Genomic DNA, 1506 nt, shown 5'->3' on the forward strand with positions numbered 1-1506 from the left:
TCCGGGGCCCTTCCCCGAGGCGGATATCCCGGTGATTTATCCCGATTTGAATCCACGCGGGACCATCATGCCGCTCGAAGTTCCTCCTGGGCCGACTGATCCTGAACCGCTGATCCTCGAAGACCAGGAAGACCAGACTGTGAGTCTTAAGACGAAGAAGAGCAAAAGATCCGGGTTCTTTCCACTCGGCTCCCAGAAGAAGCGGAAGTAGTTCCGGGGACTGGTAGAGAGGAAGACACACAATGAATCGACATCAAGTGACGCACAATATCGCGGTGGCCAATTCCAGCATGGCGCGGAAAACTGATTATCGGAAATCCCGTTGCGGGCAAGCGAACCGTGCATTGTGGCGACGGTCAATTCGATACGTTTCGCTTTCTGCGATCTTGGGCGGACTGCTCTGTCTGATCGGCGGCTGTACGGTTTTCGATTTGAAGAAACGAATCCCCTGGATGGACTCTGATGAGATCACCCTGCCCACGCGGATAACGACACTCTGGTCGAATACGATCCTGAATCAGCTGGGAAAGAAGGGGGTGCGTGGATTCGGTGGAAGGATCATGTTCCATGGCCGTGACAACGAAAAGCCGGTTCGCGTTGAAGGGACACTGACTGTTTACGCCTTTGACGAAACCGTCCGCCCCTCCACAGTTCCGGAGCGGAAATTTGTATTCACACCTGAGCAGTTCGAGAAACATTACAGCCGGTCAAAACTGGGCCATTCGTATAGCGTCTGGCTACCATGGGACGAGGTGGGAGGAGAGCCGCGACGGATCACGTTGCTGGCTCGCTTCGAACCGGTGGATGGTCCGATGGTGATGTCTGAGAACTCGCTTCAGATTCTGCCCGGAGTCGAACCGGTACCCTATGACGATTCGGCGTCCGACGATTCCGACGAGGAAATTATGCAGGCCGGTCATCAGAAGATTTCGACGGAAGGAGAGAAGAGCAACGGATCCGAGCGGCCCGCTGCGGAAACGATCGAACTTCCACCGGGATTCATGCGCCGATTTGGGCGTCAGGACGAGCTGTTCCCCGTCAAGATTCAACAGGAACGCTCACTGCCGACGTCGCCTGCTGCGGTGCCACAGCCGACGACTGGACCGGTAGAAGTGGTCGAACCTCCCCAAGACCCGGTCGCGGACCCCAATAATCCCAATCATAATGGGCTCACGGACTCCAGATACCGGGCCGCTAATCCACAGCAGGCCTTGGAGGAACGACAGAAGGAACTGTCAAGTCATTTTGGACGGAAGAAATCCCAGGTTCAAAGAGCATCATATGCTCGATCAAAGCTCGCTCCTCCTCCGAGCCGACAACCCCCCTCAGGTACACCGTCTCTCCTACCACAGTCGTCGATATCTGAAGTGAGGGGTCAAGTTGAGTAAGGTGTTGAATCTGACGACGCACTCCTCTGTTGATGTCTGCCTCGGTCCGAGGGGCATGAGCAAATCCAACGACCATTTTGGGTTCGTACATGCGTGTTCGTGAGGTAGCAGTGCGGGT

Annotated in this window: 2 protein-coding genes; one reads left to right on the forward strand and one right to left on the reverse strand. The window is 55.6% G+C overall.

Features of this window, described 5'->3' with window-relative positions:
- On the forward strand, window positions 1-211 hold a 211-nt coding region (locus tag VGE80_RS16490), incomplete at its 5' end, for a hypothetical protein (protein WP_440593429.1).
- 983 nt (window positions 212-1194) lie between these two features.
- Here the strand turns inward: VGE80_RS16490 and VGE80_RS16495 are convergent.
- On the reverse strand, window positions 1195-1479 hold the full coding sequence (locus tag VGE80_RS16495; RefSeq protein WP_440593430.1) for a BON domain-containing protein: 285 nt from the start codon (window positions 1477-1479) through the stop codon (window positions 1195-1197).
- Between the last annotated feature and the right edge of the window lie 27 nt (window positions 1480-1506).

The sequence above is a fragment of the Schlesneria sp. genome, assembly GCF_036405755.1.
In the GTDB taxonomy this organism is placed as follows: domain Bacteria; phylum Planctomycetota; class Planctomycetia; order Planctomycetales; family Planctomycetaceae; genus Schlesneria; species Schlesneria sphaerica.

Excerpts from the sequence above, each read along its gene's own strand:
- VGE80_RS16495 (WP_440593430.1), bottom strand. The coding sequence starts at position 1,479 with ATGTACGAACCCAAAATGGTCGTTGGATTTGCTCATGCCCCTCGGACC.